We start from the raw sequence: 15,399 nt of genomic DNA on the forward strand, positions 1-15,399 counted from the left end.
GAAATTATGGAACATTTGTATGAGAAATCTATTTCTTTAAATGATATAAAAGAAGATATTGTAAATGAAGACAGCGTTTCTAAGGATGTTGCAGTTATTGGAATTTCCATTAATACAGCTTCTGGTAATTACAAAGAATTTTGGGTAGATATTGTTAATGGTCATAGCATGGTTAATAGGATTGATGGACAAAGAAAAGCTGACCTTGATTATTATAATATGTGTTGTGGAAAAAAAGTGAGCTATTATGATGGTGCATTTATTAAAGAAATAGACAAATTTGACTATAAATTCTTTAATTTAACACCTAAAGAAGCACAATTAATGGATCCTTGTCAGAGATTGTTTTTAGAAAACACAATTAAAGCTATCGAGGATGCTGGTTATGGAAATGAGCGATTAAGTGAAACCAATACAAGAATATACATTGGGTATGCTGGAAATATAAAAGATAGCTATCTAAATATGTTGTGGAAAGCACAGCCTGATGCAGTTAATATGGCGATTGTTAATAACATGAATGGTATGATAGGTGGACGAATTGCTTATATGCTTAATACTCATGGCATAGCTGAGGTGATAGATACCACTTGTGCGTCATCCCTTGTAGCAGTACATGAAGCATGTGAAAGTATTATTAATGGCAATTGTAGTACGGCTATTGTTGGAAGTATGAGAATCAATATGCTACCTAATGATATTGAAATGTCAAGAATAGGGGTTGAGTCAAAGGATTATCAAACAAGAACTCTTGACAATGATTCTGATGGCTTTGGAGAAGGTGACGGAGTAGTAACTTTAGTGCTAAAGTCGCTCAGCGCAGCTAAAGAGGATAATGATGATATTTATGCAGTATTAAAAGGTAGTGCTGTTAGTCAAGGCGGTAAATCCATGGGCGTAACAGTTACTAATCCACAGGTTTTAAGCAATACTATTAAAAAAGCTGTTTCATGTGCAAATATTGATGGTGAATCAATAGGAATGGTTGAAATGCATGGAACAGCAACAAAGCTTGGTGACCCAATTGAGATTCAGGGATTGTCAGATGAGTTTGAAACACTCACAGATAAAAAAGGAATATGTGCAATTGGTTCTGTAAAAAGCAATATGGGTCATCTATATGAAGCGTCAGGAATTATGGGGCTTGTAAAAACAATCCTTGCTGTAAAAAATAAAATTATTCCGCCAACAATTAATTTAGTAACTCCTAATGTTGAAATTGATTTTGTCAATTCACCATTTTATATTAATACAAAAGCAAAAAAGTGGGAAACGAACGGTGACAAACGTGTAGCTTTAGTTGATTCTTTAGGTTTAAACGGAACTAATTGTAATGTAATTGTTGAGGAATATCTTGATGAAAATAAAAAAAGCAGTGAAATTGGCAAAAAATTTCTTGTTATTTCTGCAAGAATTGAAACTTCTCTCAAAAATCTAATTGAGGAATATGTTTTATTTTTAAAGAGTGAAAATATTAATCTTAATGATTTATGTTATACAGCTTGTATAGGAAGATGGCATTATGAAAAAAGACTTTTTATTGAATTTTCCACTAAAAATGATTTGATAAAAAAACTTGAGCAAGCTAATAAATGCCAAATTAATGACGAGGGTATTTTCTTTTCAAATAATATTAATACAGATGAAAAAAATATTGATAGTTACCCACAGGATGAGTATGAAAAAACAAAATTAAAATACTTAAATGGGGACAAGATTAATTGGGAAAAATATTTCTATAATATTGAGTGCAATATTATTCATATTCCAGTTTATTGTTTTGACAGTATTAGATGTTGGGCTGAGTTTAGACCAGTTGTTAATGAAAGTAGACAAGAAGAAAAATCACCTTATTTATTTAGAACAACTTGGAGTGAGGCACAATACAGCAAGCCTAATCCAATGAATGATGTATTAGTAATTGGTTTTAGTAATAATAAAGTGCAAAAGTATTATGATAAATATTTAGATATAGGAATTAAAGCAGAATACATAATTTTAAGTGATAAGATTAATGAATCGATAAGTAATAATTTGATTAATCATAGTGCAAGACAAGTAGTATTTGTATTTGAAGGTGAAGAATACAAAGATGAAATAGTTTGTTATGAAAAAATTAAAAACACTCTTGTAATTATTTCTAAGATTTTTGATTTAATTAATCCTAAATATTTTGCTTTAATAATAGATACATGTACTGATATTTTGGGTAATGAGATTATTTATAAAGATTGTGCAGCGATTGCAACAGCTTTAAAAGCGGTAGAAAAGGAAAATAGAGAGCTTAATGTAAAAATAGTTGAAAAGGATGAAGAAACATCCCTAGATAGAATTTGTTGCGAAGTATTTAATAATGAAAATAATTACATTGTCTTTAGAAATGATAAGAAATATCTCATGAAAATTGTAAAAGAAAGCAAATGTGAAAATACAGAAGAATGTTACTCATCAGGAACATATTTAGTAACGTCTGGAACAAGCATTGTAACATTAGCTGTTTGTGAGGCGATTGCAAAAAAATATAATAACTCAAATTTTGTTTTATTAACAAGAAGATTAGATGAGTATGATTCTAATTCTGATGATAATAGTGTTCTTAATAATTATGATAAAGATATTTCTGAATATATTTTAAAAATAACGTCACTCGGTAATAGGGTAATTGTTAAGAAAACAGAAATTTGTAATTTGTCAAGTGTTAAAAACACAATAGATTGGCTTGCTGAAAATGAAATAGAACCAGAGTATGTTATTCATGGTGCTGGAAATGGTGCATCATTTAGCTTTGAGAATTCTAATATTGAAAATATTTCACAGGTGATAGACCCAAAGGTAAAAGCTTTAATTAACATTAATAGTATACTTGGTGATAATGTAAAAGCGTATATTTTGTTTTCTTCAGTTGCAACCATATTTTCTGCACCATATCAAAGTGCTTATTTGGCTGCTAATGCATATTTAAATAGTTTTTGTCAAGAGCAAGTTAATAAGGGTAAAAAGGTATTATCAATTAATTGGTCAACTTGGAAAGAAATTGGTATGGCTATAAAAAATAATGTAGCATATGATTTGATTTTTAAAGCTATGCCAACAAAAACAGCTCAGGAGTATATAGATACTATACTTGAACAAAATATTATCGGAAATATTATTGTGGGTGAATTTAATACTTCTAAGGTAGGCCAAAATTTAATTAAAAGCTCTAAGATTAATATTGAGGACGGTATTGTTGAGTTTAGTGAGAATACTAAAAATTATAAATATAAAAGTGATAATGGTGAGGTTGAGTTAACTGGTAAAAATGATGATAATTATAGTAAGACAGAAAAACAAGTAGCTCAAGTATGTAAAGAAGTTTTAGGTTATACCTCAATAAACGTGTATGATAATTTTTTTGAAATGGGTGCAGATTCACTGCAAATAATGAATATGCATAAGCAGTTGTCTAAGCTTTATCCAAATAAGCTTGAAGTAACTGATATGTTTGCTTATTCCAGTGCCAATAAGTTGGCAAATTATCTTTGTGATAATATAATCTCTAATAATGAGTCTTCATATTTAAATGATGATGAATTAAATAATGATGGAACAGAAATTAATGATAATGATATTGCTATAATTGGTATTGCCTCAAAAATTCCATATGCATCTTCAGTTGATGATTTTTTTGAAACATTATTACAAGGTGAATGTATGGTTAATGAGCTTCCTAAGTGGAGAAAGAAATATTTGCTTGATTTTATGAGGTTTTCAAAGCAGAATACAAGTGATGTGAAATTTTTAAAGAGTGCATATCTTGAAGATGTAGATAAATTTGACTATGAGTTTTTCAATATTTCTCCAAGAGAGGCTTGCCTTATGGACCCACATCATAGAATATATTTAGAGCTTGCTGTTCAAGTTATTGAGGATGCAGGATACAGCATTGAGAATATTAGTGGTACTAATACAGGAGTTTTTTTAGGTTTTGCAACTAACATTAAAGATATGTATCTAAGAATGATTGCTGATATGAATAAAGAAGATATTGCTGATGCTATTGTTGGTAATACTCAGGCAGTTATGTCAGGTAGAATTTCGCATAATTTAAACTTAAAAGGTGTTAGTATGGTAGTTGATACAGCTTGTTCATCTTCTCTAACAGCTTTAGAAACGGCAATGCAATACATAACTAATAATAAGATAGAAGCTGCGTTGGTAGGCGGCATTAAGCTAATTTTGATGCCTGTTGAGGATAATGATTTATTCAGAATTGGTATGGAATCTTTGGATGGTTATACAAGAACATTTAATCAGACAGCGACTGGAACATCGTTTGGCGAAAGTGCTCAAATGATTATGATTAAATCTTTGAAAAATGCAATTCGAGATAGAGACAATATTTATGGTGTAATAAAATCAGCAGCAATAAATCAAGATGCTAATTCATCTGGAATAACTGCTCCTAATCCAGTTTCACAAAAGGAGGTTATTCTAAAAGCATGGCAAGATGCAAATTTAAACCCTGAAGATTTATCTTATGTTGAAGTGCATGGTACAGGAACAAAACTTGGCGATAATATTGAATATAGAAGTTTAAATGATGCTTTTAGAAAATATACAAATAAGAAAGCGTTTTGTGCTGTTAACTCAGTAAAGCCAAACTATGGGCATATGTCTGAAGGGTCTGGATTATTTGGAATAATTAAAGGCTTAATGGCATTAAAACATGAAAAGATTCCAAAGAATATTTTGTTCCAATATCCAAATATGTCAATTGATATGGCTGATTCAGCTATGTATTTTAATACCAAGAATATTGAATGGAAAGCTGAAAACAATAAACGAAAATTTGCATTAAGCAATTTCGGAATGAGTGGAACAAATGCTCATATTGTTATTGAAGAGCATAATAGGAATGTCAATGATATACAAATTGATAGCAAAATGAGAATACTTACAATTTCTAATAAAAAAGAAGATGGTTTTTATGATGCCATTAATAAATTATATTGTTATGTTAGAGATAATGAAGTTGATTTTGCAAATTTAAGCTATACATTAAACTTAGGAAGAGGTCATTATAATTATAGAATGGCTATTGTATGTTCAAATATAAATGAGTTTAAAGATGCATTACAAAGTTATATTAGCACAAAAAAATGTAAAAGTTATGCATATGTTGGACATATAAAAGTTATTCCAGATGATAGGGAATATATTTATGATTATGAGATTAGCAATAGTAAAAAACTTGAGTTTTCAAAGAAAGCTTTAAATGAAAATGATTATGACGAACTTGCTAAGCTATACATTAAAGGAGCTGATATTGATTTTAGTAGGTTTTACAGTAATGATAAGCCATATCGAATAAGTGCTCCTACATATTCATTTGAGAAAAAGAGCTGTTGGATTAAAGTACCTGAGTTATTTGATATAGATGAAAATTTATATTACTCAATAAAATGGATTAAAAAATCACCACAGATAGTTTGTAATAATTTGAGAAATAGTTATCTTATTTTTGCAAATGAAGAAAATATTAAAAGTATGAAAATAGTCAAAGAAATAAAATTAACTGAGAATGTAATACTTGTAAATAAGAATGATATTGAAGAAAAGTTAAATTCGGTGGAACTTTTAGCTGACTTTTTAAGAGGGATTATTGACAGTAATATTGACGGAATAATTAATTTGTTGCCATTAAACAGTTGTGCTGATGAGCAGGATGCTATGAAATCAACAATGTTATTGTTTAGATTGGTAAAAGCTTTGTTGGATATTAATTATTATAGCAACTTAAAGCTTATTACAATTTCAACAAATACTTATAAAGTAACAGACAAAGAAAATAAGTATAATCCTTATGGAGCAATCACTCATGGAATAAATAGAGTTATTGGACTTGAATTATTAAAAGTATCTAGTTATGCAATTGATATTGATGAATTTACAAGTATTAGTAATATTATAAAAGAAATTAAATTAGATAAAAAGGAATATTGTGTAAGTTATAGAAACAATGAACGTTATGTAGAAGAGTTCAGTGTGGAAGATTTAGAGGTAACAAAAGGAAAGCTTAGCATTAATTCAAAAGGTGCTTATGTAATTACAGGTGGTGCAGGTGGTATAGGTTTATTTTATGCTGGTTGCTTAGCTGAAATTAATAATAATATTAATATTGCTTTAATTGGTAGAAGTAATAATTATTTATGTAATGCTGTAAAGGTTGAAAAAATCAGTAATATTAAGAAATTAGGGGCGGATATTCGTTTTTATCAGGGAGATGTAAGTAATAAAAATCAGGTAAATCAGATATTTGAACAGATAAAAACTGATTTTGGTCATATTAATGGAGTCATTCATGCTGCCGGAAATGCAAGTGCTGAAATTATTGCTACAAGGAAAGAATCAGATTTTCTTGATGTAATTAATCCAAAATTTTCTGGAACGATTAATGTGTTCAATGAGATTATTAGAGAAAATGTTGATTTTTTTGTATTATGCTCATCAGGGTGTACTCTTACTGGAGAGGCATCTCAAGCAGATTATGTTGCAGCAAATTCATTTTTAGATGCTTTTACATATTATACAAATCAAAATAATGTTAAAACACATTGTATCAATTTTAGCTCTTGGAAAAGTGAAGGAATGTCTGTTAGATTTGGAATTAACAATGATTTATTCTTTAAAGCATTAGATAACAATGATGCAAGGTCAGCATTAATAGAAGTAATAAATTCAGGAATTCAAAGATGCTTTGTAGGTAAGCTTAATGTAAAATATTTTGTTGAAAATGATATTGACATATCAAGTCTTCCGTTTGAAATATCTAAAGAAATAAAGGGTAGTATTCCTATTGGGGTTGGGAAAAACAAAATTGAATTTGTTCCGCAAAAGACTACTTCTATGAAAAAATCAGTTAACACTGTGTTAGAAGGTAAGAAAAAAGGTAAAAATACATATACGGATACAGAGTGTGAAATAGCGAGGTTATTTAGTGAGGTTTTAGGTTTTGAAACAGTCAATATTTATGATAATTTCTTTGAAATTGGTGGGGATTCCATCTTGCTCAGTAGATTGCATGGAAAGATAGATGAAATATATCCAGGAGAAATTAAGCTTATGGATTTATTTAATTATACATCTGTTAATAAGATTGCAGATTTCATATCTAATAAAGAAAACGATAATAACGATACACAAGAAGTATTGCCAGAAGTTGATGATAATATGGATAGTATGATTAACCAGTTTGAAAATGACGAGATATCTATAGATGAAATGCTAAATATGTTGGATAATTAGGAGGTGAGTAGCTATGAAAGATTTTAACAAATATGTTTTATCTGGAGTTAAGGACGGTAAAATTGATAAGGAATTATCTAAAGATTTAATAAACATGTATAATGATAAAAACAAAAATGATGATGTCGCAGTTATTGGTATGGCGTATATTCTTCCTAATACTGATAGATACAATTTTTTAAGAAATTTATCAGACAAGGTTGATTTTTCAAAGGAGTTGGATGATAAAAGAAAAGAACAGGTTAGGGATTATTATAACAGTACTAATAATGATGAGAAAATTGTTTTTTCAGAGGGTGCATTTTTACAAGATATAGATACTTTTGATTATAGGTTTTTTAAAATAACTCCAAGAGAAGCGATGATGATGGACCCAGCACAACGGAAATTTTTGGAGACTGCTTATCATGCATTGGAGGATGCCGGCTATTCTACACAAAGTGTTAAAGGAAGTAAAACAGGTGTTTATGTAGGGTATGCAACTTTTGTGCAAAGCAATTATGGACTAATGGCATATTCAGTGGATAAGTCTTTAATGTCAGATGGAATGGTTGGGAATATATCAGCATTAATGCCATCAAGGATATCATATTTTTTAGATTTGAAAGGGCCTAATATTTTAATTGACACTGCATGCTCATCTTCATTAACTGCTCTTAATCAAGCTTGTGAAGGGTTGAAAAATGACGATTGTGATATGGCATTAGTTGGAGGTGTAAGATTAAATCTTTTGCCTGTTGAAAATGATTATATAAGTATTGGAGTACAATCCTCTGATAATATAACAAGAGCTTTTGATGAAACTTCTGACGGCACGGGTTTAGGTGAGGGAATTGGTGTTTTGGTAATAAAGCGTCTGTCAAAGGCAATAAAGGATAAAAATAGAATTCATGCTGTGATAAAATCAATAGCAATAAATCATGATGGAAATTCAATTGGAATTACTGCACCTAATGCAAATGCACAAACTGATGTTTTAGTTAATGCTTGGGAAAAGGCTGGGATAAATCCTGAAACGTTAGGGTTTATTCAGACACATGGTACTGGCACAAAACTTGGAGATACGTTAGAATTGCAAGGTATTTATAATGCTTTTAAAAAGTATACTGATAAAAAGCAAATTTGTGCTATTAGTAATGTTAAATCTAATATGGGACATTTATTTGAGGCGTCAGGTATGGTAAGTATTATTTCAAGCATTTTGTCATTGAAATACGGATGTTTGCTTCCAACAATTAATGTCAATAAACCAAGTAAGCAAATTGATTTTATAAATTCGCCGGTATATATAAATACAAAGCTACGCAAATGGGAAACCAAGTTAGAAAGAAGATGTGGAGTAAGCTCATTTGGACTTGGTGGAACTAACTGTCATATTGTGTTAGAAGAACAGCCTAAAATAGTTGATGAAAATATATTAAGTGAAGATTTATATATGTTAGTTATATCAGCAAAATCTAAGGCTTCATTGGAGCGGCTTGTAAAACAATACATAGTTCGATTTTTTGAATTAAGTGAAGATGTGGCAAGATTATGTTATTCATCTCAAGTTGGGAGAACCCACTATAATTATAGATTAGCAGTTTTAGGTTCAAATAAAAAGGATATTTATAATCAGCTGATAAAATATTCTAAGGGCGAAAAATCTGATAATATATTATACGGGGAACACAAAATTGTACCTGCTAATAAATCTGTAAGACAAGATAGTGAAATTACTCGTGAAGACATTATAAAAATGAATGAATTAGCTTTAAAATATATTCTTATTTATAAAAAATTATCTTCTGAAAAGAAAATACAAATATTCTATGAAATTGCAAAATCATATTCTAAAGGTGCTGATATTAGATTTGAAGATATGTATAACAGTAAATATGTAAAAACTTATTTACCATTATATGAATTTGAGAACGAACATCTTTGGTTCCCAATGAAGGCTTCTAATTGTTACTCGCTAAAATGGGAAAAAGTTGATGGAATTATTTTTGCAAACGATAGTTATTTATCTAATTATGTATATTTATATGTTGATAATAGTAAATGTAAAGAAGCAGTTGTGTCAGAAATTCTAAAAACTAAAGCAAATGTAATTGAGCAAAAAATATTAAATAAAAGTATAGATATTTTAAATGAAGATGTTAATGAGCTTGGATTTATTATTGATATAACGGGTATGAATAGCATAATTGATTGCAATACAGATAATATAAATAATTTCTATAATCAAATTAATAGTGTTTATTCTGTATTACAAAAGCTATGTAAAGAAACTTTTAATGGTAAAAAAATACATATATTTATCATTGGGGATAATTGTAATCATATATTAGATAATGATAAAACTAATCCATATCAATGTGCTGTTTTAGATTTTAGTAAGTCAATTGAAAAGGATTGTAATTCAATAACAATAAGCAGCATCGATATTGATAAAAATAGTAAATCGATTAATCTGATTAGTAATTTCTTGGTGAAGAACAATTCTGAAAAATATATTGCAATAAGAGAAGGTAATATTTATCGTCAGTTATTTGGTGAAAATGAATCTAATAAAAATCAAATGATAAAATTGAAAAAAGAAGGAGCATATGTTTTTACTGGTGGATTAGGTGGAATTGCTTTAACTATTGCCGACTATTTTTGTAATTTAGAAAAGATAAACATAGTAATTATAACGAGAAGAAATATTTTAAAAGATAAGGATTTAGATACATTAACTAATGATGCTTCTATTCAAGATAGTTTAAAAGAAAAAATAAGAGATTTAATTCTGTTAAAAGGGAAATGTGGAAGTTTAGAAATCATTTCGTGTGATATTTCTGATGGTAAAAAGGTTAATGAAGTAATAAATAATACAAGGAAAAAATATGGCGAAATTAATGGAATAGTTCATGCAGCAGGTGTCGCAAAAGATATAAGTATTCTTGAACGACAAAATACTTTGTTAATAGATGATATTGTTAAACCAAAAATTCATGGCACAATTAATATTCATAATGCAACACTTAAAGATAATTTGCAATTTTTTATTATGTGTTCATCTATTGCTACAGTATTTAGTTCTATTGGTCAAACAGACTACATTCTTGCAAATGCATTTATGGATGAATTTTCTTGTTATAGAAGAGAGTGCGGTTTGCCATCTTTGACAATTAATTGGTGTACATGGAAAGAAAAAGGAATGGCACATGATGCTGGTTTTACCATTGATACTATTTTCAAGGCAATGACTTGTAAAGATGCAATAAATGGTTTTGAAAATGCATTGAAGCTGAATTGTGCAAGAGTAACTGTTGGATATATAAATGAAAATGGTGGATTGCGTTTATTAAATAAATCTCAAGTTTTATTATATGGAAGATTAAAAAGAAAGCTCACAAATAATAATATAAAAAATATTGAAAAGCAGCAAAAAAAGCAAGATTCTCAAAACTCATCTTTAATATTAAAAGGAAAGTCGGATGATAGTTACACAATCACAGAGAAAAAAGCAAGTGAGGTTTTTGCAAATATTTTAGGGTATTTAGAAATTGATGTTTATGATAATTTTTTTGAAATGGGTATGGACTCTATTTCTGGAATAAAAATTGCGCAGGCTTTATCAGAAAAACTTAATTTAGAATTAGGTGTTGTTGATATTTTAAAGTACAATTGTATATGTGATTACTGCAAATATATTGAGGGACTTTCACAAAGTGACGAAGTTGATAATCAAATAACTGTTTTAGAAACAAATAATTTCCCAGAAAAATTTTTATTATCACCATCTCAAAGAGGAATTTATTTGCTTAATAAAGTACAAAATAAGAGTACTAATTATAATGTGTCAAACGTTGTTGTGCTGTCAAAAAAAATTGAAATTGATAAAGCAACCACTGCTTTGCAGGAGCTTATTAACAGGCATGAAATGTTAAGAACATCATTTTATGATAGCGATGGTGAGTTGTATCAAATAACACATAACGAGGTTAATGCACAAATCGAATATGAAGAGCGAACTGAAGGAGAGATTAAAGATAACTTTTCTGAAATATTTGATAAGTTTATAAGACCATTTGATTTATCTAAAGCGCCATTAATTAGAATAAAAATTTTAAATACAGATAGTAAAAAGAGTATTGTTATGTATGATATTCACCATATTGTTACTGACGGTATTTCCAATGAGATAATTATTAGAGATTTTCTTTCTTTATATAAGGGCGAAAAATTACAGCCGATTACATGTTCATATAAAGAATACGCTAAGTGGTATGAGGATGGATTTGAAAACAATGCATTTAGTAAACAACAGGAATTTTGGCTTGATAAATTTAGTGGACAGCTTCCATTAATTGATTTGCCAACAAAAAATGGTCGTAATAATAGATTAACATATGCTGGTTCACACATAAAGTTTGAAATATCAAAAGATACAATGCAAGCGATTAAAAAAATGTGTAGTTCTGAGCAGACAACGTTGTTTGTGATGCTATTAGCAGTTTTCAATCTAACGTTATATAAATATTCCAATCAAAAAGATATAATTATAGGTAGTCCTATTGTTGGAAGAAATAATAACAAATATAAAGATGTTGTAGGTATGTTTGTTAACACTGTTGCAATAAGAAATATTCTAAATACTAAATTGACTTTTAAAGAATTCTTAATGAGCATAAAGCAAAATGTACTTGAAGCATTTAATTATCAGGAATATCCATTTAGCTATATTGTTGAGAAGTTAGATGTAAGAAGAGATCTTGGAAGAAATCCTATATTTGATATTATGTTTGTTCTTCAAAATTATGGCATCAATAAAAGCGGAGGAGATTATTTTGATGTTATTGATCAAGTAGAAAATGGTGTATTTAATAAAGCGTCTAAGTTTGATATTTCATTAAGTGCTGTTGAAGAAGAAAATAGAATAATTTTTGATGTAGAATATAGCACACAATTATATTCGGAACAAATACTACAATGTTTGGTTAATGATTATTTAGCAATCATTGAAGAGGTATTAGAATTTCCTAATAAGTCAATTGACAATATGAGTTTAATTTCTCAGGAATCTAAGCAGTTGATTTTAGAAGATTTTACAAATAAAGATTATGAGTATGATAAAAAAATGACTGTTAATGATTATTTTGATAAATCAGTTAAAACATATTCTGATAAGACGGCAATTGTTTATAAGGACAATAGTTATACATATAAAGAACTTGGAGAAAGAGTTAATAAGTTAGCTGGTTACTTGAGAAGCCAAAACATTGGTAATGATGATTGTGTTGCTATATATCAAAAAAGAAATATTGATACAATTGTTTCAATTTTGGCAGTATTAAAAAGCGGAGCTGCTTTTGTTCCGATTGACATGTCGTATCCAGATAGTAGAATTGAGTATATTCTTGAGGACAGTAATGTAAAGGCTGTAATTGTTAATAGTGAGGATAATGGTGCTATTCCAAGTAATGTTAACAGTATCAATATTAATTCAATCGATTTTGATAGTTTATCAAACGATGTTATTAAAACTAATTCTGCTAATGATTTGGCGTATATTATGTACACATCTGGCTCAACGGGAATGCCAAAAGGAGTTATGATTGAGCATAGGAATATAATCGCATTTGTAAATGGTTTTTTCAGTGAATTTGGATATAGCGAAGAAAGAATTATGCTTCAACAATATTCATATGCATTTGATGGATACAATGAGGAAGTTTATACAACATTATTTTCTGGTTCAAAACTGGTTATAGTTGATAAAGAAGATGTTTTGGATATGAAAAAGCTTGATAATATTATAACTACACATTCTATAAATATTATAAGCGTTTCCGCTGTACTGTTTGCTCAGATTGGGAAATATATAAATAATCGGTGTCTGAAAACTGTTATATCTGGTGGAGATGTGATGAAATGTAGTTATATAGACTCTTATGATGCATCATTACAACTATATAATAGTTATGGACCGACAGAAGCGACATGTTGTGCTACATATTATAAAATTGACAGAGATAATATTACAAATAGTGTTCCGATTGGGAAAAATTTAGCTAATTATAAAGTTTATATTATGGATGATAATTTAAACTTTAATCCAATGGGTGTTGTTGGTGAAATATGTATAAGCGGGAATGGTGTAGCAAGAGGATATTTGAACAAAGATAATTTAACAAAGATTAGCTTTGTTTATAGTCCATTTATTAATGAAGTAGTTTATAAAACAGGGGATTTAGGAAAATTCGATGAAAGTGGTGAAATAATATTCTGTGGCAGAAAGGACAGGCAGTTAAAAATTAGAGGTTTTAGGATAGAAGTATCTGAAATTGAAAAGTATTTAATGAGCTATCTAAAGCCGGATGGGATTTATATAGGACCTGTTGAAATAGTTGAAGGTAGTAAAACTTTATGTTGTTATTTAGTAATGAAAGAAGAGCCTGTAATAAAGGAAATTAAAAAATATCTAAAGAAACATCTACCAGAATATATGATTCCAACATATTTTGTAAATCTTGATAAATTGCCATATAACCAAAATGGAAAAGTTGATATAAAGTATTTACCTTTACCTACTCAGGAAGATTGTACTAAAACTGTTTATGTTGCACCAAGAAATGAAATAGAGAGAATGCTCATAGAAATTTATTGTGAGGTTCTTATACTTGAGCGGGTAGGAGTAGAGGATAATTTTTTTGATATAGGTGGAAATTCAATAAAAGCAATTGAAATATTATCAAAAATTATTGAGCAAGGTTTTCTAATTGATATAAATATGTTATTTGAATATCAAGATATAGAAAGCTTAGCTAAGGAAATGAGTACCATGAGCAGCGAGTATATGACTAATAGACTTGATTATTTAAAGACATCTGCTATTGAAGATGGAATTAAACTTAAAAAAGAATTTGAAGATGATAAAGAAATGCTTGATAAGATATCTAAATATAATAATCAAGTTGGAAAAATTGCAGGGAATAGCATTAAGGGGTCTGTTAATTATAAGAATGTTCTTTTGTTGGGAGCTACTGGTTATTTAGGAGGATATTTATTGCATAATTTTTTGAAACAAAATTATAAAAATATTTATTTAATTGTAAGGTCAATAGATGTAGAAAAAGCATTTGAAAAATTAAGAAAGAACTATAATTACTATTTTGAAGATTTTCTTTTTGACGATAATATTGATAAGATACATGTTTTTTGTGGAGATGTTTCCCTTAAGAAATTTGGGGTAACGGAAGAAGAATATTCTGAAATGCTTGAAAATGTTGACTGTATAATTAACTCTGCGGCGTTAGTAAAGCATTACGGTGAGTATGAAGAATTTCTTAAAGTAAATGTTGATACGGTAAGTAATTGTATTGAAATTATTGAAAAATCTCCTAAAGTAGCATTTCATCATATTTCAACAGTAAGTGTTGGTTCAGGATATATTGAAAAGAAAAAGTATGACGTGTTCACTGAATATGATGTGGATATAAACCAAGTTGGTGATAACAATTATGTAAATAGTAAGATTGAAGCAGAACGTCTTATTGAGAAGAAGCGTCAGGAAGGTCGGATAATTACTGTATATCGTGTTGGAAATTTAGTCTTTAATAGTAAGAATGGTAAATTCCAAAAGAATATTAATACAAGTGCATTTTATAATTTGTTAAAAACAGTTATTGAGATCGGCAAAGTTCCGGACATTAATGATATTAATGTTGATTTTTCATATATTGATTATGTTGCAAATGGCATTATTAGTTTATTTGATAAGAAAGAATTAATAGGACAAAATTGGCACGTTTTTAATCAGTATTCTATTGGATTAGTTGATTTAGTCAAGATTATCAATAAAAAGCTAGGGAAAGACAAAAAAATAGAAATATTGCAGTTAAATGAATTTATTGAATTTATAGAAAACAATTTAAATAGTGAAAAATATGGTTCTATAATAAGAGATTTGATTATCAAGACTGGAATCATGAATGATGTAGATAGTGTAACTGATATTCGTGTATTACAACAGAAATCTATAAATGTACTAAAAGCTTTAGGTTTTAAGTGGGAAAAAATTGATAGCGAAAAAATAAGTAAGATGTTAGATTATTGTAAAAGCATCGGATTTATTGAATAAAA

2 protein-coding genes are annotated in these 15,399 nt (G+C 28.7%); both read left to right on the forward strand.

The window, feature by feature from the left end:
- Positions 1-6 precede the first annotated feature (6 nt).
- Positions 7-7,287 (forward strand): SDR family NAD(P)-dependent oxidoreductase, encoded by a 7,281-nt coding sequence (locus JYG23_RS13470; protein WP_207236194.1) that lies wholly within the window; start codon positions 7-9, stop codon positions 7,285-7,287.
- A gap of 13 nt (positions 7,288-7,300) precedes the next feature.
- The gene (locus tag JYG23_RS13475) at positions 7,301-15,397 is read left to right on the forward strand and encodes a non-ribosomal peptide synthetase (protein ID WP_207236195.1); all 8,097 of its coding nucleotides are present in this window, start codon (positions 7,301-7,303) and stop codon (positions 15,395-15,397) included.
- The last annotated feature ends 2 nt before the right edge of the window (positions 15,398-15,399 follow it).

It is taken from the genome of Sedimentibacter sp. zth1, from assembly GCF_017352195.1.
Taxonomy (GTDB): domain Bacteria; phylum Bacillota; class Clostridia; order Tissierellales; family Sedimentibacteraceae; genus UBA1535.

Coding starts and splice junctions, on each gene's coding strand:
- JYG23_RS13470 (WP_207236194.1), top strand. CDS start 7: ATGGAACATTTGTATGAGAAATCTATTTCTTTAAATGATATAAAAGAA.
- JYG23_RS13475 (WP_207236195.1), top strand. CDS start 7,301: ATGAAAGATTTTAACAAATATGTTTTATCTGGAGTTAAGGACGGTAAA.